We start from the raw sequence: 24,521 nt of genomic DNA, 5'->3' as shown, positions 1-24,521 counted from the left end.
GTCGTCCTCGTGTATTGCGTCAGTTGAAGGATCGAACCAGGCTGCCGACGAGCAGATTCCAGCCGTCGATCAGGACGAAGAACAGGATCTTGAACGGCAGGGAGATCGATGTCGGCGGCAGCATCATCATGCCCATGGCCATGGTGATGGTGGCGACGATCAGGTCGATGACCAGAAACGGGAGCACGACGAGGAAGCCGATTTCGAAGCCGCGCCGAATTTCCGAGATCATGAAGGCGGGAACGAGCACGCGGTAGTCGATCGTGGCGCCGGTATCGACCGTCTGGCCGCGCTCACGGGCGAGATCGACGAAGAGCGCCAGATCCTTGTCGCGGGTGTTGCGGGTCATGAAGGTGCGGAAGGGCTCGGCGATCCGCTCCACCGCCTGCTGTTCGTTGATCTGGTTCGACAGGAGCGGCTGAACGCCATCTCGCCATGCCTGATCGAAGGTCGGCTGCATGACGTAGAAGGTCATGAACAGCGACAGCGACAAGAGGATCATGTTCGAGGGGGTGGAGGCGAGGCCGAGGCCGGTGCGCAAAATGGAGAAGGCGATGACGAAGCGAGGGAAGCTCGTCACCATGATCAGGATGCCAGGCGCGACCGACAGAACCGTCAAAAGACCGAAAGTGCGGATGATCCATGCCGCAACCGAACCGTCCACCGGCAGGTTGAGCAGGTTCGACGGGAGCTGCTGCGCATGCGCCAGCTCCGGGACCGCCATCATGGCAGCCAAGATCACTAGGAATCGAATCATTCGATGACGAAGGTCCTGAACATGACTTTCGATACGCGTCCCTGCGCCCGAAGGTCAACACGCTCCTGGATGTCATCCCTAAGATATTCGAAGCCGCGCGGGCCCTCGATCTGCTGCAGCGAAACCGTCCGGATATAGGCCATGATATCCTGGTGGATATCCTCGGCGAGCTTCACGTCCGGCGGGCCGGAGAACAGCAGCGCCACTTCGAGGCGCACCCAGTTCTCGGAGGGATAGGCGAGGTTCGAGGTGATCGGCTCGAGCTGGACGACGTTGTTGGCTTCCGTCGAGATCTTCTGGAGCCCGGTCTCGCCAGCCTTTGCCTGTTCGGCCGCCGCAGCGGGCTGTTCGGCCTCCTGCGCGGATTTCACGCTGGGCGCGATCATGCCGCCGACGACCCAGCCACCGCCGCCGCCAAGGAGGGTCAGGACGGCGAGGCCGATGATCGTCATCATCATCGCCGACTTCTTCTTCGGCTGGCCCTCGGTGCCTTCTGCGTCTGCCATTGTGCCGGACCTTAGAGTGGCGAGAGGATATCGACGGCCTGCTGGCCGCGCGGGGGCTGCTGCACTTCCATCAGGCGGCCGCGGCCGCCATAGGAGATGCGCGCTTCGGCGATCCTGTCGTAGGAGATTTCGTTGTCGGCGGTCACGTCCTGCGGACGCACGATACCGGCGACGTTCAAGATGCGCAGTTCCTGGTTCAGGCGCACTTCCTGCGAGCCGCTGACAACAAGGTTGCCGTTTTCGAGGATGCCGGTGACGACGGCCGCGACCATCAGGTTCAGCTTGTCGGTGCGCTCGATCTTGCCCTTGCCATCCGTGCTCGTGTCGGAACCATAGGTGACGTCGGTTTTCGACGACGGGTTCCAGCCGAGGATGTTGGCCTGCGCGTCCCAGTTCAGCCCGCTGCTGTTCTCGCGACTGCGCTTGCTGTTGTTTTCGAACGAACCCTTGTCGTTGATCGAGATGTTGACCGTCAGGATGTCGCCGACGTTGAGCGCGCGAGCATCCTTGAACAGAGCGGCCTTGGAATCACTCCAGAGCGAGTAGCCCTGGGCGACCTGGCGCGGCTGCTTCGGATACATCGACATCTGCTGCGTCTGGCCATAGGCAAGACCGCTGCCGATCGGGCTCATGGCAGGCGCACGGCCGATCTCGTTGATCGCCTGCGGGGATTGGCAGCCGGCCAGAATGGCTACTGCGGCAATCGCGACCGGGAAACGCTTGTTCATGAGGGGTCCTTCGACGTATTGGGATCGGACGCGCTGGCGATGATGTTGGCGATAACCGCAGCTCTCTGCGGATCCATCTCGTTCAGGATCAGGCTCGACTGGGTGGCGTTCAACCGCATGATCACGGCGGCCGCCACTTCGACCTTTACTTCCTGAAGCTGCAGCGCCGCGGCGTCCGGCTTCATCTTCTTGTAGATATCGGTCAGCCCGGCCTCGGCCTGCTTCAGGAAGTCGTTGCGACGCTTCAGCCAGTCCTGATACTCGTCGCGGCGCTTCGTCATTTCGGCCATGCGGCTATCGACGTCGGCCCGGAGCTTGTCGAGTTCCTGCTTCTGTAAAAGATAGCGCTGGTCGCGGGCGGGTTCGGCGATGTTGCTGCAGAACTGCTTGATTTCTTCCTCGGAGGTCAGCTCGCCGCCTGCCGAGGTGCGTGCTTCCTGCGCGAAGGCGCCGGGAATGGTCAGCATGACGACGGCAGCCGTGGGCAGGACCAGGCGTTTCGCCAGTTCCGAAACCGTCATGTTCGCGAAAGAGATCTTCGTCATTGCAGGACAAGCTCCGCTTGCAGCGCACCGGCCGATTTGATGCCCTGCAGAATGGCGATGATGCCATCCGGCTTGACGCCGATGTTGTTAAGGCCGGCCACGAGGGTCTTCAGGTCAGGCCCGTCGATGAGAGCGACATTGCCGCCCGTCTGTTGAGCCGTGATATCCGTCTGCGGCTGGACGGCGGTGACGCCGCGCGAGAAGGGCTCGGGCTGAATGACCTGAGGCGTTTCGCTGACCTGGACGGTGAGCGTGCCATAGCTGACGGCAACAGGTGAGACGCGGACATCCGCGCCGATGACGATCGTGCCCGTCCGCTCGTTGATGACGACCTTGGCGGGCGTATCGGTCTCGACGGCCAGATTTTCGATATCCGCCATCAGACGCGTAAGATCCGCTTCCCTTGGCTTCTGGACGATCACTTCCTGCGCGTCCTTCGCCTCGGCGACAGGGCCGCCAAAGCGGCCGCGCGCGTAGCCGTTGACCACGTCGGCGATGCGAACGGCGGTGGAGAAATCCGGATTGCGCAGTTGCAGGACGAGGTTGATCGAATCCTTGAAGCGCGACGGAAGCTCGCGCTCGATGATGGCGCCGCTCGGCACGCGACCGGACGTGGTGACACCTTCGGTCACGGTCGCGGCCTGGCCCTGCGCGGTGAAGCCGGAGACGACAACCGAGCCCTGGGCGACGGCGTAAATCTGGCCATCGGCGCCCGACAGCGACGTCATGATCAGCGTTCCGCCGCGCAGCGATGTGGCATCACCCAGCGAGCTGACGTTGACGTCGAGCCGGCTGCCGGGGCTTGCAAAGGGCGGCAGGTTGGCGGTGACCATGACGGCCGCGGTGTTCTTGGCGTTCGACTGACCACCCTGCGTGGAGATGCCGAGGTTCTGTAGCATCGCGCGCATCGACTGCTCGGTGAAGGGCGATGAACGGAAGCCATCGCCGGTCCCCTGGAGACCGACGATAAGGCCGTAGCCGATCAGCTGGTTGTCACGGCCTGATTGCAGCGACGCAATATCCTTGATGCGCGAGCTCATCGCCGACGCTGGCGTGACAGCCACGACGTTCGGCGCAAGCATTGCAAGTGCGATGAAAAGACGAAATAGGATCTTCATTTTGCAGCCACGTGTATGGTGCCGTTCGCGAGCACGGTGCCGCTAACGATCACGCCGGAGTCCATGTTGCGCACACGGATCATCTGGCCGGTCATGCCATCTTCAAGCGGAGAGCCGGCGGCCGAGATTGCCATGGCGCCGACCGTGAAGATCAGCCGGGTCGAGGAGCCGCGCGTGACCGTATAGGGCTCGCGCAGGGCCGAGATCGAAATCGACTGGCCGGGAAGCAACGTTCGCTTGGAAATCATGCCGTCCACCTGGCCGATGGATTTGGCGTAATCGCCCTGCAGATTGGGGTTGGTGACTTCGACTTCCTGCAGCTGGGCGCTGGAGATCGTTTCGCCGGGATAGATGATGGTGGTCGGAATGACCGCGTAACCCATGTCGGCGGCGGCAAAAGCCGTCGGCGCCGCAAGGGTCATGGCCGCAACCAGTGCGGCTTTCGCCCATCCACGAAGATGTTCTACCCGGCAAAACGTCATGTTTCGGCCCTTCCCTGTTACTTCAGGTTCTTGCTGACGATGGAGGCCATTTCGTCGGCGGTGGTGATGACTTTGGAGTTCATTTCGTAAGCGCGCTGTGCCGAGATCAGCTCGGTGATTTCCTTCACCGGGTCGACGTTGGACGATTCCAGATAGCTCTGCTTGAGATAGCCGTAACCCGGATCGTCGGGTGTGCCGACGACGGGCTGGCCGGAAGCCGGCGTTTCCTGGAAGAGGTTGTCACCGAGCGGCTTCAGACCGGCTTCGTTGACAAAGTCGGCGATCTGCAGCTGTCCGAGAGTCGTGGGCACTGTCTGGCCCGGCAGCATTGCCGTCACTTCACCGGAGCGGCTGATGGTAAGCTGCGTCGAACCGACTGGAATGGTGATGTTCGGCGCGACCGTGTAGCCGTCGACGGTGACGATCTGGCCGGTCTCGTTCTTGTTGAACGCGCCGGCACGGGTGTAGAGCGTCGTGCCGTCTGGCGCCTGGATCTGGAAGAAGCCACGGCCGATCAGGGCGACGTCGAGGTCGTTGCCGGTCTGGGCAAGTTCGCCCTGGATGTGCAGGTTGCGGACAGCTGATGTCTGGACACCGAGACCGATGTTCGCACCCTCGGGCACGATCGCCTGATTGGCGCGGTTGGAAACGCCCTGCGCGCGTTCGGTCTGGTAGAGCAGATCCGTGAACTCGGCGCGGGCGCGCTTGAAGCCTGTGGTGTTGATGTTCGCGATGTTGTTCGCGATGACCTCAAGATTGGTCTGCTGGGCATCCATGCCCGTTGCTGCAATGGCAAGCGCTCTCATGGCTCAATCCTTAAAATCAACTACATCTGCATCTTGGTTACTTCGAGGAAGGCCGAAACGACCTTGTCTCGAATGGCAATCGCGGTCTGAAGGGTCTGCTGCGCCTGCATCACGGCATCGACGACTTCACGCGTCGTCGCGGTGCCCTTGATGCCTTCGAAGGACATGTTTTCAGCGCCCTTGATCGAATTGACAGCGTTGGTGGCCGCATTGCCGAGGACAGATGCGAAGCTGGCGTCGTTGGTGGCACTTTGGGCGGACGACGAGGCCTGGGATTTGCCGAGATCGACGCCGCTCAGATCACGCGTTACCGACAGGGAGCTGAGGCTGTTTATGCTGTTAATCATTATTGGCTCTTCAGAAGGTCGATTGTCGATGAAACGAGATCGCGGGTTTGCTTGATGACCTGCAGATTGGCGTCGTAGGAGCGGTTTGCCTCGCGCATGTCGGCCATCTCGACCAGCATGTTGACGTTCGGAAGCTTGACCACGCCCTTGGCGTCCGCAGCAGGATTGTTGGGATCGAATTCGGTGCTGAACTTCGATTCATCGACGCCCAGTTTCTTGACGTTGACCGTCGTTACGCCCGTTGCGCGATCCATGGCTTCGCCGAAGGTTATGGTCTTGCGGCGGTAAGGATCAGCGCCAGGGGTATCCCCCGTGGAGCGAGAGTTTGCGATGTTTTCCGAGACGATGCGAAGACGCGTCGACTGCGCCTCCAGGCCGGAGGCTGCGATTTTGGAAGCGGCTGACAAAGGATCCATGTTTTTAGCTCTTCACCGTCATAAGCATCAATCGGTTGAAGGACCCCACGAGCGAGGTGTTCAGCTCATATTGGCGCTTGATTTCGCCAGCCTTGGAGAGCTCTTCGGCGAGACCAACCGTGTTGCCCGATTCCTGCACGCCCATTTCCTCGTCAAGCGCGGCATCCTTGACGTCGATGTCGTTCTTGGTGCTGAGATCGTTGCCGCTCAAATGTGCGGCGTTGGTCCGCGCCATCGCCACGTCCGAATTGTCGAGAACAGCCTGGAAAGGCGTGATGTCCTTGGCGCGATACTTTGGCGTGTTGGCGTTCGCGATGTTGCCGGCAACGACTTCCTGACGAATCGACAGCCATTCCGCCTGCCGCGAGGCCAAGTCGAACAGTTGAATCGGTTGCATGGAACTCTCCTTTTTACTGCCCCGAACCTAGGTCGGTAATCTTGCGTCAGACTTACGGAGAATGCGTTCTTGCTTCATAAGGGCGAGCTGGGATCGGCAGAGACGAAAAAGGCTCCTCCGCTGGGCGGAGGAGCCTTGAAAAGCCGATGCTGGCCCGACGTCCACGACGTCAGTAAACTTCACCCCTGGACGTGATGATCACCCATTTTCCATCGCGCTGCTCGAGCGTGGCGAGACGGCTCTCGTCCGGCAGGATCGAGCCGACGCGAACGACATACATGCCCGATGTATCCTCGATCAGCGCACGGCCGTTGGCGACATGCAGCAGTCGGAAGGCCGACTTGCCGGGGAACGGCTGATCTTCGGCGGGGGCGCCCTTGTTGTCTTCCTTGCCGATGGAGGAGACCGTTGCCGTCGTCAGCGGATCGACAGGGACCTCTGGCTTTACTTCCGGCGGGTTCCTGTTGGCCATCGCTAGCGGTGAAACGCTGAAGACATTGCGCGCCGGCCAGTTCGGCAGGTCGCGCGTGCGGTCGCCCTCGGCGACGTTGAGACCGAACTTGTTTTCGTTGAAGAACACGTACCACGGAAAGATCGCGGATGCGCCGGCGAGCAGCAGACCCGCGACCGTGAGAACGCGATCGTTGAACGTCGACCTCCGACGGCCCTGCGGCTTCAGCGGCGGAATCTTTTCGTCATCGTCGAAATCGGTCACATCTAGTCTTTCTATCTTCAAGCGTCGGCTATCTTCTAATTCGCTATCTGCGTACCGGCTGGTTGCCGATGCCGGCAGCCGCCTTCAGGGCTCCCGCCAGATCGGCGAAGGAATCCGGGGATGGCTGATCGCCGGGGGATTGCTTCAATACGTCGTAAATGACGGGCACCTGCTTGACCGCCATGTCGAGATCCGGATCGGCGCCCTGCCGGTAGCCGCCGATCAGGCGAAGATCGCGGGTTTCCTCGTAGCGATGCACAAGCGCCTTGAGGCGCGAGACGAGCTTCTCCTGATCCGGCGTCCAGGCCTTGCGGGCCAGACGCGAGATCGATGCGAGCGGATCGATCGGCGGATAGCGACCTTCGTCAGCGAGGCTGCGCTGGAGAACGAGGTGGCCGTCGAGAATGCCGCGGGTGGAGTCGGCGATCGGATCGTTGTGATTGTCGCCATCGACCAGGATCGAGATGATGGCGGTGATTGTGCCGGTGCTCTCGGGGCCGGGGCCGGCGCGCTCGAGCAGGCGCGGCAGTTCGGTGAAGACGGAGGCCGGATAGCCGCGCGCGATCGGCGGCTCGCCGGAAGCTGTCGCGACTTCGCGGATCGCGTGGGCGAAGCGCGTGACGCTGTCGACGATCAGGAGGACGTTGTCGCCCTGGTCGCGGAAATGCTCGGCGATGGTGATGGCCGTCAGCGGCGCCATCTTGCGCAGCATCGGGCTTTCGTCGCTGGTCGCAACCACCACGACCGATTTCTGCATGTCGGCACCGAGCGTATCCTCGATGAATTCGCGCACTTCGCGGCCACGTTCGCCAACGAGCGCGATCACGACCTTGTCGAAGGCGTCGGCGCGGGCAAGCATGGAGAGCAGCGTCGACTTGCCGACGCCCGAGCCGGCGAAAATGCCGAGGCGCTGGCCGAGGCATAGCGGTGAGAAGATGTCGATCGCGCGCACGCCGGTCTTGAAGCCCTTCTCGACGCGCTGGCGCGTCATCGACGGGGGCGCGGTGTTGGAGATAGAGCGGCGCTTCAGTCCCTCGACGACGGGGCCCTTGCCATCGATCGGCTCACAGAGCGAGCTGATGGTCCGGCCGCACCAGCTGTCAGACGGCGCGATGCGGAAGGCGCCCTTGCGGATGACGGTATCGTGAACGCCGATCGGCTCGCCCGGCTCAATGGGGCAGACATAGGCAAGATCCGGCTCGACGCGCACGACTTCACCGAGATGCACGCCGGTCGCCGACTTGTGGGCGACGAACTCTCCCAGACGCAGATGGCGCGACAGGCCCGTGACCGTGTAGTGACCGGTCGCGATGGTCTGCACATGGCCGCCGGGGGCGATCATGAAATCGGGATTGGCGTAGCGTGCGGAGAGCGCTTCGAGATGGGTGAGCTTCTTGGAAAGCGCCGCCTCGGTCAGCTGTTCATTGCCCATGGATCAAACCTTCCGCTTAGCGGCTACCGCCCAGCGTCTTGATGGCTTCGCCGAAGGAGGATTCGCTGTCCTTGGTGAGCGAGGTCATGCTTTCAAAGGCACGGTTGACCTCGATCAGCTGGGTGATTTCGCGCATCGCGTTGACGTTCGAATTTTCGAGATAGCCCTGCTGGACGCCGACATTGAAGCGGTCGACAACGGCGGTCGGCGTCTGGGTGGTCATGATGCCGCTGTTCTCATAGCGGAGATAACCCTTGGAGATATCCGCCTCGAAGAGGCCCAGCGCGGCGACCTGCCGGTTGTTCTGGTAGATCATGCCGTCGGCGCCGACCTTCGGCTCGCCAGCGGTTCTGTCGAGCATGATCGGCCCGCCGCCGGTGTCGAGCACCGGATACCCGCGCACGGAGACCAGCTCACCGTTATCGGTCAGCGTGAAGCGGCCATCCTTGGTGAGAACCCGGCCGGCCGGCGTGTCGAGCGAGAACCAGGCATCGCCCTTGATCGCGAAATCCAGCATGTTGCCGGTGTGGTTCATTTCACCGTTGTCGGCGGACAGGTAGTCATTGCCCTGCGAGACGTATGCGATCTTCGCGTTGAGCTTGTTATCGGTATCGCCAATCAGCTGGTTGAACTTGACCTCGGTGCCGCGGAAGCCTGTTGTGTTCACGTTTGCCAGGTTGTCAGCGATCGTGTCGAGGCGACGCATAAGTGCCATCTGCGACGACAGCGAAACATAAAGACCGGATTGCATCGGGGTAGGCTCCTGGCATTGGCGATGAACGTTACGAAACCAGGGCGTTTGCAGTGTGTTCGACCCCGATCCCGCTGAGGCGGCATCTCAGACATGGGCATGGTGGCCCATTCGTCACCAATAGATTGTCAGCAAATCCTTGCGCGAAGCTGGCATCTGGAATGCTTGGCAAAAAGCTTGCCGGAAAGCTTAATCGTCAAGGCAAGGATCAGCCTCACGCAAGCCAGCCCTCCTATCCCTTCGGTTGAAGATAACGATCAGGTTTGGACTGGCGATGAATATCATTATCGGATTTGTGATTGTCTGCGGCTGTATCGTCGGCAGCTTCATGGCCATGGGCGGTCACATCGACGCGCTCTGGCAGCCCTTCGAGCTCGTCATCATCGGCGGCGCCGGCATCGGCAGCTTCATCATGGCCAACCCGATGAAGGTCGTGAAAGACTCGGGCAAGGCGCTTGGAGAAGCCTTCAAGCATTCGGTTCCGAAGGAGCGCAACTATCTCGATACGCTCGGCGTTCTCTATTCGCTGATGCGCGACCTGCGCACGAAGTCGCGCAACGAGATCGAAGCCCACATCGACAATCCGGCCGAATCGTCGATCTTCCAGTCCGCGCCGACGATCCTGAAGAACAAGGAAATCACCGCGTTCATCTGTGACTACGTTCGCCTGATCATCATCGGCAACGCCCGCAGCCACGAGATCGAAGCGCTGATGGATGAAGAGATCAACACGATCCTTCACGACAAGATGAAGCCTTACCACGCCATCCAGACGATGGGCGACGCGTTCCCGGCAATCGGTATCGTCGCGGCCGTTCTCGGCGTCATCAAGGCCATGGCGCACATCAACGATTCGCCGGAAGTTCTCGGTCACCTGATCGGCTCGGCGCTCGTCGGCACCTTCCTCGGCATTCTGCTTTCCTATTGCGTGTGCTCGCCGATCACCTCGCAGATCAAGATCGTGCGCTCCAAGCAGCACCGCCTCTACGTCATCGTAAAGCAGACGCTGCTTGCCTACATGAACGGCTCCGTTCCTCAGGTCGCTCTCGAATACGGCCGCAAGACGATCTCGGCCTACGAGCGTCCTTCGATCGACGCCGTAGAGCAGGAAATGATGAACCCCGGTGGTGAGAACAAGGCGGCCTAAACGGACATGAACGCTCAACTCCAGAAACCATTGATGGACGACGCGCTGCTCGCGAAGCTGACAGGCCGGCTGGGCGACAAGGCGACGGTGGAAAAGCTCTGCGCCGCCTTCGGCGACGTCTACCGGGTATTTCTCCCCGATGTCATCAAGAGCGAGACCGACCTCGACGTGCAGGTCAACTATCTCGGCTGCCACGCCGGCTACAAGCACGACCTGGTCGCCGATCTTGGAGAGAGCGTCACGCTGGTCGACGGATCGCTTCGCAACTGGTCGCCCGACTTCACGCTGTCCTGCGGCAACGGTTTCGTCATCACGCTGATGGAGCATCTGCTCGGCGCATCACCCGAGACTGTCGAGCAGCCGGCGGACCGCCTGCTCTCGATCATCGAGCTGGAGCTGGCCGTCACGGTGTTCGAGAAGATCGCCAACGTCCTGCGCTCGGCTGTCAACGCGCCAGGCGGGTTCGAGCCCAGCCTCGAGCTGCCGCACGCTGCCGAGACGCGACCAAAGGCGCCGGACGACAAGCCGGATGAATTCGCCGCCGCGATCAACATGTCGATCACGCTGTCAGGCATCACATCGGAATTCTCGCTGATCGTTCCGCAGGCAGCGCTCTTGAAGACGACCGTTGTCGTGCCGCGCGCGAAGAACGCATCGGCCAATTCGTCGGAATGGACGGAGCAGATGAGCGAGCAGGTTCGACGCTCGCAGGTGACGCTGGAAGCAAAAGTCCGCCTTCAGGAGCTGACGCTGCGCACGATCTCCAAGCTCGCGGCCGGCGACGTCATTCCCTTCCTCGACAGCGGTGACGTCCGCGTCGATGTCAGTGCCAACAGCAAAGAGCTCTATGTGTGTGAGTTGGGGCGCTCGGGCGAGAATTATACCGTCCGGGTGAAGGATACGATCAACTCGGATGACGACCTCATCCGCTACTTAATGAATTAACCGATTTCGGCCCCTGCCCCTCAAGGCAGGTTGAGGCAAGTTTCAACTGGAATAGTGATTTCATGGCGACGAAAAAAACAAAGAGCACCGATCTCGAGCAACCAGGCAACGAAGCCGAGCTTGATCAGGCTATCGATGACCTGCGTGGCGTTTTGAAGACCGACGCGGACGGCGGCATGCCCGACTTCGGCGGCGGCGACCTCGACGCGTTTGGCGGCGGCACCGATCTGTCGGCCTTTGGTGGCGATCTGGACACCGGCACCGACACCGACTTTGGTGGCGGCGATTTCGGCGGCTCCTCCGACTTCGGCGGCGTTTCCGATTTTGGTGACAGCTCGGCGACCCCTGGTGTCGCAGCCCCGCTCGGCAGCGCGATGCAGTCGAACATGGACCTGATCATGGACATCCCGATCGATGTTCAGATCATGCTCGGCAGCAGCCGCATGCAGGTCTCGGGCCTGATGAACCTGAACGAAGGCGCGACGATCGCGCTGGACAAGAAGATCGGCGAGCCGGTCGAAATCATGGTGAATGGCCGCAAGATCGCGCGCGGCGAGATCACCGTTCTCGAAAATGACGACACACGTTTTGGCGTAAAACTGATAGAAGTTTTAGGTACTAAGAAAGCCTGATCCCGCTGTAGGGACGGAGAGGTTAGACCATGATGGACTTTGACGATTTCGGCGGCGCTCTTGCCGAGAAACCGTTGACCCAGGCTGAGAAAGCAGCGGCCGTTCTCCTCGCGATGGGGAAAGGGGTTGCTGGCAGACTGTTGAAGTATTTCACGCAGGCCGAACTGCAGACGATTATCGGATCCGCGCAGGCTCTGCGCGCGATCCCGCCGGATGAGCTGCTCGGCCTCGTGGCCGAGTTCGAGGATCTGTTCACCGAAGGTGCAGGTCTGATGGACAACGCCAAGGCGATCGAAAGCATCCTCGAAGAAGGGCTGACGCCCGACGAAGTCGACAGCCTGCTTGGCCGCCGCACGGCGTTCCAGGCCTACGAAACCTCCATCTGGGACCGGCTGGGCGAAGGCGATCCTGCCTTCATCGGCAAGTTCCTGCTGCGCGAACACCCGCAGACGGTCGCCTACATCCTGTCCATGATGCCGTCCTCCTTCGGCGCCAAGGTGCTGATGCAGATCCCCGACGGCCGCCGCGCCGACATCATGAACCGTACCGTCAACCTGAAATCCGTCAGCCCGAAGGCCGCGCAGATCATCGAAAAGCAGGTCATGACGCTGCTCGCCGAGATCGACGCCGAAAAGAATTCGATCGGCTCGACGAAGGTTGCCGAACTGATGAACGAGATGGACAAGCCGCAGGTCGATACCCTGCTGACGTCGCTCGAATCGATCAGCCGCGAATCGGTCAACAAGGTTCGTCCGAAGATCTTCCTCTTCGAAGACCTGATGATCATGCCGCAGCGCAGCCGCGTCATGCTCTTGAACGACATTTCCGCGGATATCCTGACCATGGCGCTGCGTGGCTCCTCGTCGGAGATGAAGGAAGCCGTTCTCGCCTCGATCAGCCCGCGTCAGCGCCGCATGATCGAATCCGACCTGCAGAGCGGCACGACGGGCATCAACCCGCGCGAGATCGCGATCGCACGCCGCGCCATCGCGCAGGAAGCGATTCGTTTGGCCAACTCCGGCCAGATCCAGCTCAAGGAAGGCGAAGCCGAAGGTGCGGCCGCCGCCTAAGCCGCTGTTACTGTGTACAGATAGGCCCGAGACGAACGCCGCGATTGATCGCGGCATTCCCGGGGACTACAAAAGCAAGGGTCGCGCGCTGGCGCGGCCTTTTCTTTTGAGTAGGAGTCGCGACCGTGGCGGACGACGACAAGGACAGTAAAACAGAAGCGCCTACCGCGAAAAAGCAAAGCGACGCGGCTGAGAAAGGCAATACCCCCTTCTCGCGCGAACTGCCCCTCTTCGCCACGGTTCTCGCCACTTACATCTATCTGATCTTCTTCCTGCCGAACGGGCTCAGCGCCGTCGGGGCTTCGCTGAAGGATATTTTCGAGCAGCCGGACCAGTGGAAGATCGACACCGGCCCTGATGTCCTTTCGCTCTTCGTCCACCTCGGCTGGGTCTGCGCGCAGTTGCTCGCGCCGGCGATGATTCTCTTCATGGTTTTCGGCGTTGCCGCTTCGATCGGCCAGAACCTGCCGGTGCCAATTCTCGAGCGGATCAGGCCGCAATGGTCGCGCATATCGCCGGCCAAGGGCTGGTCGCGGCTCTTCAGCCTGCAGGGCCTCATCGAGTTCGGCAAATCGCTGACGAAGATCGTCATCGTCGGCGTTGTCATGGTGCTCATGCTGCGCAGCGACTACTTCGCGTCGATCGATGCGATATTTTCCGACCCGACGACGATCTTCACCCGCATGATGTCTGCCATGCAGAAGATCACGCTGGTGGTTCTGGTCGCGACCGCGCTGGTGGCGATCGTCGACTTCTTCTGGACGCGCTATCACTGGTTCACCGAGTTGAAGATGTCGCGTCACGAAATCAAGGAAGAAAACAAGCAATCGCAGGGCGACCCATTCGTGAAGGGCCGCCAGCGCGCGCTGATGCGCGACCGCGCAAGGCGCCGCATGATCGCCAACGTGCCGCGCGCCACCATGGTCATCGCCAACCCGACCCACTTTGCCGTTGCGCTGCGCTATGTGCGCGAGGAAAACGACGCGCCGATCGTCGTTGCCAAGGGCCAGGACCTAATTGCGTTAAAAATCAGAGAGATCGCCGAGACGAACGGAATACCGGTTTTCGAAGATCCGCCGCTTGCGCGCTCCATGTTTGCGCAAGTCTCGGTGGATAGTGTCATCCCGTCAGTATTCTACAAGGCCGTCGCGGAGCTCATTCATCGGGTGTACGCGGCGCAGGCCAAGAACAACCGGGTAAGATAAACGAATGAAAAAATGCCCCTACTCTGCCCAGCGCGAGAAGATTCTTGCCGAAGCAATCAGCCCGGTCGCCACCGAATTGCGGCTGCTTGATGCTTCTGACCTGATTTCGATCCTGCGATTTGAGTATTACGGCAATCTTTCAGACCTCGTTTCCTCGGCAGCCGAGATGTTCTTTCATCCCGGCACGGTCAATTTCGGCCATGGCGGCAGCTATACGCTCGAATGGGGCGGCAAGCCCGAGGTTGTCATCGACCTGGAGATCAAGCCGCGCGGCGTGACCGTCTACGCGCAGCTGACGCTCGCCGCCGAGCATGCCGGCATCGAGATCAACCACATCGCTTTCGAGAACCCTTCGGCGAATCCGCACGAAAACACGGCGTTTCTCGAGCACAGCCTCAACCAGGCGCGCTACAATGTGCCGCCGCTTCAGGCGCTCGCGAGCTAACTATTCCGCAGAAAGCACGTCTCAGCTGATGTAGCCGAGCCGGATTGCCTTGGCGATCGCCTGGATGCGGTTGACCGAATCCAGCTTGATCGTCGCCGAGCCGAGATAGGCGTTGACGGTGTGCACCGACAGGCCGAGCTTGTCGGCGATTTCTTCGCTGATGCGACCGTCGCCGGCGAGCTGCAGGCAGGCGATCTCGCGTTCGCTGAGCGCTTCGGCGGCGGCGACGCGACGCTCGTCGAGCGACAGCAGGTCGATCATCACCTGGCAGGCGCGGCCGTGCAGCTCGACGACCATCTCGTTCGGCGGATCGAGATCATCGCCGGTGAAGACGACGAAGCCATTGCCGATCGCGCCGAGACGAACGGGGAAAGCCAAGCCCGAGAACGGCACGAGGCCATCTGGAAGACGCACGACGAATGGCGCCATGCCGATGGCGCCGGGGAAGCTGCGATCATGGCTGCCGGCCCAGGCGAGCGGCAGGAGCGACTTCTCGACGTGCTCGATCAGCGCGTCGCCATAGGCATCGACAAAGTTCTTGTGCAGCGAGGCATTGGCCGAACCCCAGTTCTCCAGCTCGCAGATCAGGCGCTGCTTGGCCGGGAGGCCGGAGCCCGACATGCGGTAGACCGCGAAGTTCTGCGCGTCGGCGAGCTTCTGCATGGCGACCAGACGCGGGAAGAGATCGGATCGGCTGCTGACCCTGTTGGCGCGCGTGGAGCGCGAGATGGTGTCGGAGCTGCTGATCGACCGGCCCGATGCATATGCCATGAGCGCGCCCTCCTTACACCAGGTTGTTTCTGACCGCGAAAGCGATGGCTTCGGAACGGGTCTTCGTCGCCGTCTTGCGCATGACGCTGGTAATGTAGTTGTTGATCGTGTTTCGCGAGATGCCGAGGATCATCGCGATTTCGTCGCTGGTCTTGCCTTCGGCGATCCAGAAGAGACACTCGAGCTCGCGATCGGTCAGTTCGAAATCGCGGTCCGATTTGGTGCCGCTATATTGCAGCAGGCTCGTGTAATAGGCCGTCAGCAGGCCAACATCCCTGAGGCGCTCCTGCGAGAGGATGAAGCCATCGTCGAACAGGAACATCAGCGCCAGGCGCGAGCGCCCGATATTGAACATCAGCGAGCAATATTGGCGGCTTGCACCATCGGGAACGTCAGCTGTGTCAGGCAAGACGGCGAAATGCGGCTGGAAGAGCTGCATGCACTTCTCAAGCTCGGTGGCGCGACCGAAACCGCCCACGAACGCCTCTGCGAGATTGGTGACGAGATCGAATGGCCAATCGGACGAGACCACGAAATCGAGGCCTGCTTCCTGCAGCAGATCAGCGCGCGCCAGGAGATAGTGCGAAGCCCCCACGTAATCGGTCAGGATGCGCAGCCCCGGCTGCAACCTTCCCGTGCCCGCTATCTCACACAGCTGGGCAATGAGTTCCGAGCGCGATGACAGGTTGGTCGCAGCAATCCCGACGAAGTTCCCTGTCCTCGTTTCGCTCTTGAGAGCTTGCAATATCTGCATGTCCATTGGCAATTCCTGAGGCTGAGAACCTATCACGAAAAAAGCTTGATCACGTCTGTCAGCAAAGAAATGCACCTTCCCCGCGAATCATCCAAGGTTACGTCAATGAAAGCAAATCACCATCTCCGAGTTCTGGGGATTTACTTTTGTCGCGAACTGTGCGGCGATTCGCACAAGGAATTCATCTCTTAGAAGTTATAGTAAGCTAAGATGATTCGAGGCCATATGGCAATACGATTCGCGTCAAACGCGAGTCATGCACCGTTTTCGTGCTTGCGATGTGCCAAAAAAGATAAGGGCCGGTTTCCCGGCCCTTTTGTTATGCGGCGTTGTCGACCGCCCATTTCCTGAGGATTTTCGCTGCGCGTTCCTCGTTGATCTCGACCATGCGGGCGAGCTTGCGCTCCGGCCCTTCCTTGACCCGGCGATTGAAGCTGCCGTCGTCGTCGCCGAGGCTGAGGAGATCTTCCGTGCTGTCGAAGCCGAAGTCCGAGCCGAAGCCGTCCATGAGGGCCCCGCCGCTGGCGTCGCCAGCAGGCGCGAAGTCCGGAAGTTCGAGGCCGGCGCTTTCGATCGAGGTATCGCCAGCGATTGCGGCACCGCCACCGTTCATGCTGCGGACCATCGGACGGACACCCATCCAGATGACCAGGAAGGCGACGACCACGAAGGCGAGCGAGTTGATGATGCCGGCGAGGTTGCGGCTCAGCATGTCCATGACACGGACGCCGGAACCGGTTTCCTCAAGAAGCTGGTTTTCGAGGAAGTCCATGGCCGTGACGGTGACCACGTCGCCGCGATCGGTGCGGATGCCGGAAGCGGACGCAACGATCTTCTGCATCTCGGCGAGATAGGCATCGATCTTGGCCTGGTCGACAGGCTCGCCGACCATCTTGGCGATACGGCCCTTGTTGACCACGACAGCGATCGACAGCTTCTCGACCTTGTAGCTGTTACGCGTGGTCGCCGTGGTCTTGCTATTGATCTCGTAGTTGGTCTGCTCTTCCTTCTTGTCGGACTTGTCCTGCGAGGCCGGTCCGCTTGAGCCACCAGTCGGAGGAGCGGCCTGCGGCACGTTCTGCTGGACGGTGGTGGCGTTGTCGTTGGCTGTCTGCTGCGACTGGGCCGCTTCCTTCGTGGAACGCACGGAGCGCTCGACCTTGGATTCCGGATCGTAGACGGTTTCCTGGATCTGCTGGGCGTCCGTGTTCAGGTCGGCGGTGACGCTGGAACGGAAGTTGTCCATGCCCAGGAACGGGGCGAGCGCCTTGTCGATGTTGGATTCGATCTCGGACTGAACGTTCTGGACGATGCCGAGCGAGCGGTTGAGGTTGCTGTTGCTGGCCTCGTCGCCAGAGGCGAGCAGCTGGCCGGCGGAATCGAGAATGGTCACGTCACCGACATCGAGCCCCGGCACGGCCGAGGCGACGAGGTGACGGATGGAGCTTGCCGCGGCGCGGCCGGTCGAGGCACTCGCTCGAAGCATGACGGATGCCGTCGGCTTCTGCTCGGCGCGGCGGAAATTGCCGACCTCTGGCATGACGATGTGAACGCGTGCCGCCGATACGCCGGAGATGGATTGGATCGTGCGGCCAATCTCACCTTCCAGCGCGCGAACGCGGGTGACTTCCTGCATGAAGGAGGTCAGGCCGAGCGAGCCGACCTTGTCGAAGAGTTCGTAGCCGGCATTGTTGCTGTTGGGCAGACCCTTTTCGGCGAGCAGCAGACGCGACTTCCCGGTCATGCCGGCAGGCACGGTGATGCTCGAACCGTCGGAACCGACCTGGAACGCAATGTTCGATTCTGCGAGCGCAATGCTGATCTGGTTCAAATCGGACGAATCAAGCCCGACATAGAGCGTTTCCTGAGCGGGTTTATTCACCAATAGAGCGGCGCCGAGAATAAGCGCCACGGAAACCACCCCGATGCCGGCCAACGCCAGCAGGCGATTCCGCCCAAGGGAACTGAAGTTCCTAATAACCGGAAGTAATTGATTTAACAGATTCATTCTGTTCTCGCACGATCTTTACAGACAAAGCAGGCCTATCGCCTAATTTGACCTATAGAAGCCGAAACTTGTGCGAGCGTTTCGTATTGACGTTTAAGTAAGAAGGCCGGCCAGAGCTTTCCCGATAGGCCTGAAGCCAACCAGGAAAGGCGCTAGAAGAAATCGAAGTCGCCGGCTGCCTTGTTGATCGGCTGGGAATGACCATGGCGCATGCCGCCACCGCCCAGTGCGCGCTGCATCTCGCTGAGCTTCACGAGGCTGAGCGCGGTTGCGACGTCGACCATCCATTCATTGGAGATCTCGCCGGTTATCGTGTCGATGAATTCGGCAATGCCGCGCGCCTTCTGCACGGCAAGATCGATCCCCTGCAGGACCTTCATGCTCTCAGGGGCGTTCAGCAGATTCTCGCCGCCGATTTCCAGAAGCTGAGGCTCGATCCGTTCAATCAGATAGGCGACATCGTGCAGCTCCGACACGACCCGCATCAGGATATCGGGCAGTGCTTCGACCGGCGACGGCTGATCCGCCTGCGCATTCACATTCATTAGGACCTCGGCTCAGAAGAATTCGATACTGGTTTCAACTGGCTTCTGCGGAGCAACCGGACGCTGTTCAAGCGCGACGGTCTTCTGGGTTTCGGCACCCGTCAGCGGGTACTGTCGAGCGCGACCGGACACCGGCCAGAACTCGAGTTTGCGCCCGTGGTCGCCGCCGGTGCTTGAACCGACGATGGGGATGCCTTCATCCTTCAGAAACTGCGTGGCAAAAGCGGCATTCTGTTCCCCGACATTCGAGAATGTCGAGATCGTCTTCGCTCCTCCGAAGATCTTGGCTTCCAGGCGGTCGCGACGCGCGCCCTGCTTCAAGAGACCGTTGATCAGCAGTTCCATGAGATGCACGCCATAGCGTGTGGCATCTCCCCCCGTCATAGGCGTCGTGGCGTTGCCCGGCAGAAGGAAGTGGTTCATCCCTCCCACGCCGGCCACAGGATCCCGTAGGCATGCAGCCACACACGAGCCAAGAATGGTCGTCAAGACCGCGTTCGGATCATTCAGGACCTTCCATTCGCCCTGAATGATATGAACACGGCGGGCCGCAACCTCGATCGTCATTTCAATGCTCCAAATACGGCCTCGATGGCCGCCTTCATCTTTTCGATCGTGAAGGGCTTGGCCAGGACGTTGTTGGCGCCGAGTGCTGCTGCCTTGGTGACCAGCGCGCGGTCGCCCTGCGCGGTCAAGATGATAAAGGCCGCCTTCTTGGTCGTCGGATTGCTACGAACAGCCTGCAAGAAGCCGAGACCATCCATGTTGGGCATGTTGAAGTCGGAGATGACCAGGTGATGCGGCTGCTGGGCCATGATCTTCATGCCCTGCACGCCATCGCCGGCGGCGGTGATCTGCTTGAAGCCGAGCTGGGTCAGCGCGTCGCTGAGCAGCAGGCGGCTGGTGACCTGATCGTCAACGATCAGAACTTTGATTTTCTCTGCGAGTGACATTAGTCAGTTCCTTCCTTACGGGCGGTCATCTTCAAGATTTCTTCGCCAATGGCGTTGAGTGGCAGCTGTTGTTCGACAGCCCCGAGTTCGAAAGCTACCCTCGGCATCCCGTAGACCACCGAGGTCTTTTCGTTCTGTCCGAGGGTACGGGCGCCTGCATGGCGCATTTTCAGGAGACCGGCGGCGCCGTCGCGGCCCATTCCGGTCAGGATCACGCCGACAGCATTGCGACCCGCAAGCTCGGCGACCGAATCAAAGAGAACATCGACCGAGGGGCGATGGCCGTTTACCGGCTCGCGCTCGACAAGGCGGCAGCAGGGCGCCGACGGATTGACCACCTGCAGATGCCGCTCGCCGCCGGGGGCCAGATAGATCTTGCCGATTTCGAGCCGAGCGCCATCCGTCGCTTCCTGCACGACAGGAGCGCAGAGGCGGTTCAGCCGCTCCGCGAAGCTCTTGGTGAACGTCGACGGCATGTGTTGCGTGATCACGGTCGGCGGGCAATTGGCCGGGAATTTCTGCAGCACGGTGATCAGCGCTTCCACGCCACCGGTCGAGGAACCGATCGCGACCACCTTGCGGCCGACGCGATAATCGGCAACCGCGGGCGGCGGTGTTACGGGCTGCGGGGCCATGATCGGGCGGCGCTGCGAGCGGGCGGCGGCCTTTACCTTTTCGGCGAGGTCTGCGAAGGGGCGCATGTCGCCCGGCTGTGGCTTGCTCACGCAATCGAACGCGCCTATCTCCAATGCCGCCAATGTGGCGTTGGTGCCGCGATGCGTCAGCGTCGAGACCATGATGACGGGCATCGGGCGCAGACGCATGATCTTCTCAAGAAAATCGAGGCCGTTCATGTTCGGCATCTCGATATCGAGCGTCACGACATCGGGATTGAGCTTCTTGATCGCTTCGCGCGCTTCCATGGCGTCGCCGGCCTGGCCGATAACGTCGACGTCAGGATCGGACTGCAGCACGGCGGTGATGAGACCGCGCATGGTGGGAGAATCGTCAACAACGAGAACACGTGCCGCCATGCTCATCCCCTCCTCCCAAGGCCTTTGGTCGTATAGCGGTACGTGGTGATACCGATATTGTCGAAGACATGCTTGGAATCGCCGGACACCCGCTCGGAGTGACCGATGTAGAGATGACCGCCCTCGGGCATGAGCTCGGCGAAGCGCGACCAGATCTTCATCTGGGTCGGTTCGTCGAAATAGATCACGACGTTGCGGCAGAAGATGATGTCGAACTTGCCCTTGAACGGCCACTGGGCCATCAGGTTCAGCTCGTTATAGGTGATCAGCCGCTTGACGCGGTCATCGACCTGGAACTTGCGGCGCCCGTCGATATTGACTTCGCTGAACCACTGCTTGCGCATGGCGGGCGAAACGGTTTCGAGCGCGTTTTCGTCGTAGGCGCCGGCGCGGGCGATGGCGAGGATCTTCGGATCGATGTCGGTCGCGAGGATCTTGAAATCGTAGTCGGCGACATTCGGCATCATCGACAGCACCGTCAGCGCGATCGAATAGGGCTCCTGGCCATCCGACGAGGCCGCGGACCAGATGCGGACGCGGCCGCCCGACTTGGCACGCTGCAAAAGCTCCGGCAGCACGTGATCGCGCATATGCTCGAAGTGATGGTTTTCACGGAAGAAGCGCGTGAAATTGGTCGTCAGATGCGACAGCATTTCGCGGCGCGGCCCAGCACCCGCCTGCGAAGACACCAGCGAACAGTATTCGCGGAAGCCGGACAGGCCGAGATTGCGAATGTGCTTGGAAAGACGCGAATAGACCAGCGATGCCTTGGTCTCGTTGAGGAAGATGCCCGCATCCGAGTAGATCATCGCGGCGATTTCCGTGAGGTCGCGGCGCGTCAGCGGGTATTCGCCGCTCGCCAGAACCTCGTCGGGGCTCCCCGGTCTTACATCTTTTGCACTCAAGACACTCATGCAGCTTCGCTTTCCGCGTCAGGGAATATGGCTTCCAGTTCCAACAGGCAGATCAGACGTTTTTCGATCGCCATGATCCCGCGCGCGAACTGACGCTGCAGTTCGGACGCGATCTCGGGCGTTGGCTGTACGTTGTCTTCACTAACAGTCAGTATATCCGACACCGCATCTACAAGCAGACCAACTACTTTTCGGTGAACTTGGGCCACAATAATGACATGGCGCTGCGTCGGCTCGGTCGGCTTCATGCCGAGACGGGCCGATAGATCGATGATCGGCAGCACCGCGCCACGCAGGTTGATGACCCCTTTCATGTAGGAAGGCGAGTGCGGCATGGCCGTTGCCGGCGTCCAGCCGCGGATCTCGCGAACCGACATGACATTGACGCAAAACTCCTGATCGCCGACGCGGAACGCGATCAGCTCGCGGTGCCCTTCGCTCAGATTTTTCACGATATAGGACATGACTTAACCCGCCGCCGCCAGGGATACTTCCTGTCTCAGCGCCTGGCCGCGCGAAGCGCCCACGACTGCGTCGACATCGAGAATGAGCGCGACGCGACCGTCGCCCAGGATGGTTGCCGCAGCAATGCCCGGAACGTGGGTGTAGTTCGCCTCGAGGCTCTTGATGACGACCTGACGCTGACCCTGGATCGCATCGACCATCAGCGCGCGCTGACCGCCGCCTTCGGATTCGACGAGCAGGGCAACACCTTCGACCGGATTGGCCTGGGTGGCGCGGAAGTTCAGGATGCGACCGACATCGACCAGCGGGCAGAAGGAGTTGCGGATCGAGATCAGGCGATGGCTGGCGCCGAAGGAGTGGATGGCCGAAGCCTCCGGCTGCAGCGTTTCAACAATCGCCGTCAGCGGTACGACGAGTGTCTGGCCAGCGACCGTGACGACCATGCCGTCGAGAACGGCGAGCGTCAGCGGCAGGCTCATGGTGAAGACGGAGCCCTGGCCCGGCTTCGATGTGATGCTGATGCGACCACCGAGCGCCTGAATCGAACGCTTGACGACGTCCATGCCGACACCGCGACCGGAGATGTCCGAGATTTGGTCTGCGGTCGAGAAGCCCGGCGCGAAGATCAGGTTGTCGATCTCCTCGTCCGTCAGATTGGCATCCGGCGAGATCAGGTCATTGTCGATGGCCTTCTGCTTGACGCGTTCGCGGTTGATGCCGCCGCCGTCGTCCTGCAGTTCGATCAGGATGCGGCCCGAACGATGCTTCGCGGTGAGCTTGATCGTACCCTCGGGATCCTTGCCGGCGGCGGTGCGCTTTTCAGGGCTTTCGATGCCGTGGTCGACGGCATTGCGGATCATGTGCGTCAGCGGCTCGGCAATCTTGTCGATAACCGTCTTGTCGACTTCGGTGTTTTCACCTTCGGTGACGAGGCGGATCGACTTGCCGACCATGTCGGCGACTTCGCGGACGATACGCGACATGCGCTGGAAGACGGGCTTCACCGGCTGCGCGCGGATCGCCATGACCGAATCCTGGATCTCGCGGGTGAGCTGCTGCAGCTCCTCGAGGCCCATGTTGATTGAGGACGTGCCGGTCGTGTCGTTTTCGATCACGCTCTGGGAGAGCATCGCCTGGTTGATGACGAGCTCGCCGACGAGGTTGATCAGGCGGTCGACGCGATCGAGATCGACGCGGATGGTCTGGCCGGCGCTGTTGGCGGCGGCATTGTTCTGGGCGGCGGCGGCAGCAGCAGCGTTGGCTGCAGCGGCCGATTCCTTCTTTTCGACGCGGGCAGCGGCGGACGCGATCTGCGTCACGTTCGAAGCCGTTTCGGCAGCAGCAACTGCAGCAACTGCATCGTTCTTTTCAGCGGCCGGAGCTTCCGGGCCGTCATCCAGCGCCGAGAGGTCGAAGGGCACGGGCACCATCGGCAATTCCTCGGCCGGAGCGGCTTCGGTTTCGGCGGCGACGGTCGTGATGGTCAGCTCGCAATCCCACTCGGCGAATTCGAAGACCGCGCGGATCGCTTCTTCGCCCTTGTCGGTCTTGAGCGTGATGTTCCAGTAGAAATAGGCGGCTTCGGGATCGAGCTCGTCGACACCCGGCAGCGCATCCATGTTGCAATAGATGCTCATCTCGCCGAGGCGGCTCAGATCGCGCAACAGCAGTGTCGCGTCGTTGCCCTTGGAATAAAGCTCGAAGCGCGGCTTGAAGGTGATCTCGAAGGTCTCGTCGTCGCTGAAGTCGTCGAACGAGAACGGGATCGGCTCGAAGCCGCTCTCGTCGGTCGGCTTGACGGGTGCTGCGGCGACCGGTGCCGGAGCTGCTGCAGGCGCTTCGGAAGCGGCCGACGGCGATGGGAGTTCGCCGTTGGCAAGCGCTTCCAGCTCCTTGACGAGGCCGCGGCTGCGGCTTTCGTCGACGCTGCCGCCGTCGCGGGCGGCGTTCGTCAGGTCCGCGAGCACGTCGGCCGACTTGAGCATGACCTTCAAGACGTCCTGGGTCGGCTCTAGCTTGTTGGAACGAACGCAATCAAGTGTGGTCTCGAACACATGGGCGAAGGCGACGAGATCGTCCAGACCGAAGGCGCCAGCACCGCCCTTGATCGAGTGAACGGCGCGAAATACCGCGTTGACGGTTTCCGGATCACGATCGCCATCATTCATTTTCAGAAGACCGGATTCCAGTTCCGCGAGCTGTTCCTCGCATTCCTGGAAAAAGATCTCTTTGATTTCGTTCATATCCATAAAAGAAATTCCTGAGTTTAAGCGGTTACGCGCTCAATGGCATCGATCAGCTTGGCAGGGTCGAAAGGCTTGACGATCCAGCCGGTGGCGCCGGCCTGGCGTGCGCGATTCTTCTTCTCGGCATCGCTTTCGGTCGTCAGGACCAGGATCGGAATGGCGCGGTACTTGTCGTTGCGGCGAACGCCTTCGATGAAGCCGAAGCCATCCAGGCGCGGCATGTTGATGTCGGTGACGATGACGTCGGGGTGGGATGTCTCCAGAACCTCGAGACCTTCGACGCCGTCTTCCGCCTGGATCGTCTCGAAGCCCGCATTGTTGAGGGTCACGAGAAGCATGTTGCGGATCGTCCGTGAATCATCCACGGTCAGCACTCTTTTCTTCATT

The 24,521-nt window shown here is 60.9% G+C and carries 30 protein-coding genes; 6 read left to right on the top strand and 24 right to left on the bottom strand.

Annotated elements, in window-relative coordinates; genetic code table 11:
• Positions 1-19 precede the first annotated feature (19 nt).
• The 13 genes from fliP to flgF all read right to left on the bottom strand — a co-directional run bounded on the left by fliP (position 20) and on the right by flgF (position 9,000).
• A complete protein-coding gene (gene fliP, locus ACVTFQ_RS01380; protein WP_047507422.1) occupies positions 20-757 on the bottom strand; it encodes a flagellar type III secretion system pore protein FliP in 738 nt (245 codons plus the stop codon).
• Positions 754-1,263 carry a flagellar basal body-associated FliL family protein gene (locus ACVTFQ_RS01375; protein WP_047507419.1) on the bottom strand — a complete coding sequence of 170 codons (510 nt, stop codon included), beginning with the start codon at positions 1,261-1,263 and terminating at the stop codon, positions 754-756. Before ACVTFQ_RS01375 ends, fliP begins: the two co-directional genes overlap by 4 nt.
• 11 nt (positions 1,264-1,274) lie before the next feature.
• The gene (flgH, locus tag ACVTFQ_RS01370) at positions 1,275-1,991 is read right to left on the bottom strand and encodes a flagellar basal body L-ring protein FlgH (RefSeq protein ID WP_047507417.1); all 717 of its coding nucleotides are present in this window, start codon (positions 1,989-1,991) and stop codon (positions 1,275-1,277) included.
• On the bottom strand, positions 1,988-2,536 hold the full coding sequence (locus tag ACVTFQ_RS01365; RefSeq protein WP_047507413.1) for a MotE family protein: 549 nt from the start codon (positions 2,534-2,536) through the stop codon (positions 1,988-1,990). Before ACVTFQ_RS01365 ends, flgH begins: the two co-directional genes overlap by 4 nt.
• The gene (locus tag ACVTFQ_RS01360) at positions 2,533-3,654 is read right to left on the bottom strand and encodes a flagellar basal body P-ring protein FlgI (protein ID WP_111561707.1); all 1,122 of its coding nucleotides are present in this window, start codon (positions 3,652-3,654) and stop codon (positions 2,533-2,535) included. The genes ACVTFQ_RS01365 and ACVTFQ_RS01360 overlap by 4 nt, the downstream gene beginning before the upstream one ends.
• Positions 3,651-4,136 (bottom strand): flagellar basal body P-ring formation chaperone FlgA, encoded by a 486-nt coding sequence (gene flgA, locus ACVTFQ_RS01355; RefSeq protein ID WP_047507408.1) that lies wholly within the window; start codon positions 4,134-4,136, stop codon positions 3,651-3,653. The genes ACVTFQ_RS01360 and flgA overlap by 4 nt, the downstream gene beginning before the upstream one ends.
• A gap of 17 nt (positions 4,137-4,153) precedes the next feature.
• A complete protein-coding gene (flgG, locus tag ACVTFQ_RS01350; RefSeq protein ID WP_047507406.1) occupies positions 4,154-4,942 on the bottom strand; it encodes a flagellar basal-body rod protein FlgG in 789 nt (262 codons plus the stop codon).
• Between the two features lie 20 nt (positions 4,943-4,962).
• Positions 4,963-5,289, bottom strand: a complete 327-nt coding sequence (gene fliE / locus ACVTFQ_RS01345) for a flagellar hook-basal body complex protein FliE (protein WP_047507403.1) — start codon at positions 5,287-5,289, stop codon at positions 4,963-4,965.
• Positions 5,289-5,705, bottom strand: a complete 417-nt coding sequence (gene flgC, locus ACVTFQ_RS01340) for a flagellar basal body rod protein FlgC (protein WP_047507401.1) — start codon at positions 5,703-5,705, stop codon at positions 5,289-5,291. Before flgC ends, fliE begins: the two co-directional genes overlap by 1 nt.
• Positions 5,706-5,709: 4 nt before the next feature.
• Entirely contained in the window at positions 5,710-6,102 is a 393-nt protein-coding gene (flgB, locus tag ACVTFQ_RS01335; RefSeq protein WP_047507399.1) for a flagellar basal body rod protein FlgB, read from the bottom strand.
• Positions 6,103-6,271: 169 nt separating this feature from the next.
• Positions 6,272-6,817 carry a hypothetical protein gene (locus tag ACVTFQ_RS01330; protein ID WP_047507398.1) on the bottom strand — a complete coding sequence of 182 codons (546 nt, stop codon included), beginning with the start codon at positions 6,815-6,817 and terminating at the stop codon, positions 6,272-6,274.
• Positions 6,818-6,860: 43 nt separating this feature from the next.
• A complete protein-coding gene (fliI, locus tag ACVTFQ_RS01325) occupies positions 6,861-8,249 on the bottom strand; it encodes a flagellar protein export ATPase FliI (RefSeq protein ID WP_111561706.1) in 1,389 nt (462 codons plus the stop codon).
• Positions 8,250-8,265: 16 nt separating this feature from the next.
• Positions 8,266-9,000, bottom strand: coding sequence for a flagellar basal-body rod protein FlgF (gene flgF, locus ACVTFQ_RS01320; RefSeq protein ID WP_047507394.1), 735 nt, complete (start codon positions 8,998-9,000; stop codon positions 8,266-8,268).
• Between the two features lie 274 nt (positions 9,001-9,274).
• On the opposite strand from flgF, the gene motA reads away from it, so the two are divergent.
• From motA to ACVTFQ_RS01290, 6 genes are all read left to right on the top strand, one after another.
• Positions 9,275-10,147: a flagellar motor stator protein MotA gene (gene motA, locus ACVTFQ_RS01315; protein WP_018898423.1), complete on the top strand. Its 873-nt coding sequence runs from the start codon at positions 9,275-9,277 to the stop codon at positions 10,145-10,147.
• 6 nt (positions 10,148-10,153) lie between these two features.
• Positions 10,154-11,092, top strand: coding sequence for a FliM/FliN family flagellar motor switch protein (locus tag ACVTFQ_RS01310; protein WP_047507392.1), 939 nt, complete (start codon positions 10,154-10,156; stop codon positions 11,090-11,092).
• 62 nt (positions 11,093-11,154) lie between these two features.
• Complete coding sequence (fliN, locus tag ACVTFQ_RS01305; RefSeq protein WP_112436306.1) at positions 11,155-11,724, top strand: flagellar motor switch protein FliN; 570 nt, start codon at positions 11,155-11,157, stop codon at positions 11,722-11,724.
• 29 nt (positions 11,725-11,753) lie between these two features.
• Positions 11,754-12,794: a flagellar motor switch protein FliG gene (gene fliG / locus ACVTFQ_RS01300; RefSeq protein WP_018898420.1), complete on the top strand. Its 1,041-nt coding sequence runs from the start codon at positions 11,754-11,756 to the stop codon at positions 12,792-12,794.
• A 125-nt stretch (positions 12,795-12,919) separates the two neighbouring features.
• Entirely contained in the window at positions 12,920-13,999 is a 1,080-nt protein-coding gene (gene flhB / locus ACVTFQ_RS01295) for a flagellar biosynthesis protein FlhB (RefSeq protein ID WP_111561704.1), read from the top strand.
• Between the two features lie 4 nt (positions 14,000-14,003).
• Positions 14,004-14,444, top strand: coding sequence for a hypothetical protein (locus ACVTFQ_RS01290; protein ID WP_047507383.1), 441 nt, complete (start codon positions 14,004-14,006; stop codon positions 14,442-14,444).
• A gap of 21 nt (positions 14,445-14,465) precedes the next feature.
• Here the strand turns inward: ACVTFQ_RS01290 and visR are convergent, their stop codons facing one another.
• The 11 genes from visR to cheY1 all read right to left on the bottom strand — a co-directional run bounded on the left by visR (position 14,466) and on the right by cheY1 (position 24,520).
• Positions 14,466-15,215, bottom strand: a complete 750-nt coding sequence (visR, locus tag ACVTFQ_RS01285; RefSeq protein WP_047507381.1) for a transcriptional regulator VisR — start codon at positions 15,213-15,215, stop codon at positions 14,466-14,468.
• A 13-nt stretch (positions 15,216-15,228) separates the two neighbouring features.
• Positions 15,229-15,975 carry a transcriptional regulator VisN gene (visN, locus tag ACVTFQ_RS01280; protein WP_047507379.1) on the bottom strand — a complete coding sequence of 249 codons (747 nt, stop codon included), beginning with the start codon at positions 15,973-15,975 and terminating at the stop codon, positions 15,229-15,231.
• Between the two features lie 313 nt (positions 15,976-16,288).
• The gene (fliF, locus tag ACVTFQ_RS01275; protein WP_111561703.1) at positions 16,289-17,977 is read right to left on the bottom strand and encodes a flagellar basal-body MS-ring/collar protein FliF; all 1,689 of its coding nucleotides are present in this window, start codon (positions 17,975-17,977) and stop codon (positions 16,289-16,291) included.
• 152 nt (positions 17,978-18,129) lie between these two features.
• Positions 18,130-18,522: a chemotaxis protein CheT gene (gene cheT / locus ACVTFQ_RS01270; RefSeq protein ID WP_047507374.1), complete on the bottom strand. Its 393-nt coding sequence runs from the start codon at positions 18,520-18,522 to the stop codon at positions 18,130-18,132.
• A 12-nt stretch (positions 18,523-18,534) separates the two neighbouring features.
• Positions 18,535-19,089: a chemoreceptor glutamine deamidase CheD gene (gene cheD / locus ACVTFQ_RS01265; RefSeq protein ID WP_047507372.1), complete on the bottom strand. Its 555-nt coding sequence runs from the start codon at positions 19,087-19,089 to the stop codon at positions 18,535-18,537.
• The gene (locus tag ACVTFQ_RS01260) at positions 19,086-19,475 is read right to left on the bottom strand and encodes a response regulator (protein ID WP_018898412.1); all 390 of its coding nucleotides are present in this window, start codon (positions 19,473-19,475) and stop codon (positions 19,086-19,088) included. Before ACVTFQ_RS01260 ends, cheD begins: the two co-directional genes overlap by 4 nt.
• The gene (gene cheB / locus ACVTFQ_RS01255; protein WP_047507370.1) at positions 19,475-20,515 is read right to left on the bottom strand and encodes a protein-glutamate O-methylesterase CheB; all 1,041 of its coding nucleotides are present in this window, start codon (positions 20,513-20,515) and stop codon (positions 19,475-19,477) included. The genes ACVTFQ_RS01260 and cheB overlap by 1 nt, the downstream gene beginning before the upstream one ends.
• Positions 20,512-21,423, bottom strand: a complete 912-nt coding sequence (gene cheR / locus ACVTFQ_RS01250; protein WP_111561702.1) for a protein-glutamate O-methyltransferase CheR — start codon at positions 21,421-21,423, stop codon at positions 20,512-20,514. The genes cheB and cheR overlap by 4 nt, the downstream gene beginning before the upstream one ends.
• Positions 21,420-21,887, bottom strand: a complete 468-nt coding sequence (locus tag ACVTFQ_RS01245; protein ID WP_018898409.1) for a chemotaxis protein CheW — start codon at positions 21,885-21,887, stop codon at positions 21,420-21,422. Before ACVTFQ_RS01245 ends, cheR begins: the two co-directional genes overlap by 4 nt.
• Before the next feature lie 3 nt (positions 21,888-21,890).
• Positions 21,891-24,137: a chemotaxis protein CheA gene (locus ACVTFQ_RS01240; protein WP_111561701.1), complete on the bottom strand. Its 2,247-nt coding sequence runs from the start codon at positions 24,135-24,137 to the stop codon at positions 21,891-21,893.
• 17 nt (positions 24,138-24,154) lie between these two features.
• Complete coding sequence (gene cheY1, locus ACVTFQ_RS01235; RefSeq protein WP_018898407.1) at positions 24,155-24,520, bottom strand: chemotaxis response regulator CheY1; 366 nt, start codon at positions 24,518-24,520, stop codon at positions 24,155-24,157.
• Between the last annotated feature and the right edge of the window lies 1 nt (position 24,521).

The organism is Rhizobium sp. O111, from assembly GCF_055616315.1.
The sequence above is the reverse complement of the archived record's forward strand: the minus strand, read 5'-3'. Positions and strand labels throughout refer to the sequence as shown.

Bases quoted from the DNA above. Each gene is read 5' to 3' on its own strand.
- motA (WP_018898423.1), top strand. From the start codon at position 9,275: ATGAATATCATTATCGGATTTGTGATTGTCTGCGGCTGTATCGTCGGC.
- fliF (WP_111561703.1), bottom strand. From the start codon at position 17,977: ATGAATCTGTTAAATCAATTACTTCCGGTTATTAGGAACTTCAGTTCC.
- ACVTFQ_RS01365 (WP_047507413.1), bottom strand. From the start codon at position 2,536: ATGACGAAGATCTCTTTCGCGAACATGACGGTTTCGGAACTGGCGAAA.
- fliP (WP_047507422.1), bottom strand. From the start codon at position 757: ATGATTCGATTCCTAGTGATCTTGGCTGCCATGATGGCGGTCCCGGAG.
- cheY1 (WP_018898407.1), bottom strand. From the start codon at position 24,520: ATGAAGAAAAGAGTGCTGACCGTGGATGATTCACGGACGATCCGCAAC.
- ACVTFQ_RS01245 (WP_018898409.1), bottom strand. From the start codon at position 21,887: ATGTCCTATATCGTGAAAAATCTGAGCGAAGGGCACCGCGAGCTGATC.
- ACVTFQ_RS01310 (WP_047507392.1), top strand. From the start codon at position 10,154: ATGAACGCTCAACTCCAGAAACCATTGATGGACGACGCGCTGCTCGCG.
- ACVTFQ_RS01260 (WP_018898412.1), bottom strand. From the start codon at position 19,475: ATGTCACTCGCAGAGAAAATCAAAGTTCTGATCGTTGACGATCAGGTC.
- ACVTFQ_RS01360 (WP_111561707.1), bottom strand. From the start codon at position 3,654: ATGAAGATCCTATTTCGTCTTTTCATCGCACTTGCAATGCTTGCGCCG.
- flgF (WP_047507394.1), bottom strand. From the start codon at position 9,000: ATGCAATCCGGTCTTTATGTTTCGCTGTCGTCGCAGATGGCACTTATG.
- ACVTFQ_RS01375 (WP_047507419.1), bottom strand. From the start codon at position 1,263: ATGGCAGACGCAGAAGGCACCGAGGGCCAGCCGAAGAAGAAGTCGGCG.
- cheT (WP_047507374.1), bottom strand. From the start codon at position 18,522: ATGAATGTGAATGCGCAGGCGGATCAGCCGTCGCCGGTCGAAGCACTG.
- flgA (WP_047507408.1), bottom strand. From the start codon at position 4,136: ATGACGTTTTGCCGGGTAGAACATCTTCGTGGATGGGCGAAAGCCGCA.
- fliE (WP_047507403.1), bottom strand. From the start codon at position 5,289: ATGATTAACAGCATAAACAGCCTCAGCTCCCTGTCGGTAACGCGTGAT.
- flgB (WP_047507399.1), bottom strand. From the start codon at position 6,102: ATGCAACCGATTCAACTGTTCGACTTGGCCTCGCGGCAGGCGGAATGG.
- flgH (WP_047507417.1), bottom strand. From the start codon at position 1,991: ATGAACAAGCGTTTCCCGGTCGCGATTGCCGCAGTAGCCATTCTGGCC.
- cheR (WP_111561702.1), bottom strand. From the start codon at position 21,423: ATGAGTGTCTTGAGTGCAAAAGATGTAAGACCGGGGAGCCCCGACGAG.
- flgG (WP_047507406.1), bottom strand. From the start codon at position 4,942: ATGAGAGCGCTTGCCATTGCAGCAACGGGCATGGATGCCCAGCAGACC.
- visR (WP_047507381.1), bottom strand. From the start codon at position 15,215: ATGGCATATGCATCGGGCCGGTCGATCAGCAGCTCCGACACCATCTCG.
- flgC (WP_047507401.1), bottom strand. From the start codon at position 5,705: ATGGATCCTTTGTCAGCCGCTTCCAAAATCGCAGCCTCCGGCCTGGAG.
- ACVTFQ_RS01290 (WP_047507383.1), top strand. From the start codon at position 14,004: ATGAAAAAATGCCCCTACTCTGCCCAGCGCGAGAAGATTCTTGCCGAA.
- cheB (WP_047507370.1), bottom strand. From the start codon at position 20,515: ATGAGCATGGCGGCACGTGTTCTCGTTGTTGACGATTCTCCCACCATG.
- visN (WP_047507379.1), bottom strand. From the start codon at position 15,975: ATGGACATGCAGATATTGCAAGCTCTCAAGAGCGAAACGAGGACAGGG.
- fliI (WP_111561706.1), bottom strand. From the start codon at position 8,249: ATGGGCAATGAACAGCTGACCGAGGCGGCGCTTTCCAAGAAGCTCACC.
- cheD (WP_047507372.1), bottom strand. From the start codon at position 19,089: ATGACGATCGAGGTTGCGGCCCGCCGTGTTCATATCATTCAGGGCGAA.
- fliN (WP_112436306.1), top strand. From the start codon at position 11,155: ATGGCGACGAAAAAAACAAAGAGCACCGATCTCGAGCAACCAGGCAAC.
- ACVTFQ_RS01240 (WP_111561701.1), bottom strand. From the start codon at position 24,137: ATGGATATGAACGAAATCAAAGAGATCTTTTTCCAGGAATGCGAGGAA.
- fliG (WP_018898420.1), top strand. From the start codon at position 11,754: ATGATGGACTTTGACGATTTCGGCGGCGCTCTTGCCGAGAAACCGTTG.